Origin of the sequence: Caulobacter sp. 602-1 (assembly GCF_003931565.1) — a bacterium.
GTDB lineage: Bacteria > Pseudomonadota > Alphaproteobacteria > Caulobacterales > Caulobacteraceae > Caulobacter.
The window spans coordinates 1-368 of record NZ_RRYI01000044.1 but is presented as its reverse complement, the minus strand read 5'-3'; the positions used below and the strand labels follow the sequence as shown (position 1 = coordinate 368).

Sequence of the window (368 nt, the reverse complement as noted above, 5' to 3'; positions counted from 1 at the left end):
CATCTCCGCCTTCTCCTCGGCGAACAGTCCGCCGATCGGCGCGCCCTTGCGGTAATGCGTCTCCTTGGCCATCGCGTCGCACCGCTCCAGCATGTACCGGGTCAACTGGGCGTAGGACTCCGCGTTGAGCAGGGGCACCATGATGTTGCGGCGCAGGAACCCGACCGCGTTCTCCACGCTGCCCTTCTCATTGCCCGAGTTCGGATTGCAGAACCTGGTCTCCAGCCGGTAATGCTCCACGAACAGTTCGAACACCTTGACGATGCTGACCCTGTCCCACGCGACCCGGTGACCGGCGCCGGTGGCGTTGTCGAGCACCAGCGTCAGGGGGACCGCGCCTATGTGCTCGAACACCGTGCGCAGTCCCG

General features: G+C 65.2%; 1 pseudogene. It reads right to left on the bottom strand.

Annotation, left to right across the window (positions count from 1 at the left end):
* Positions 1-368, bottom strand: a pseudogene (locus tag EIK80_RS25165) (IS21 family transposase); the annotation flags it as partial.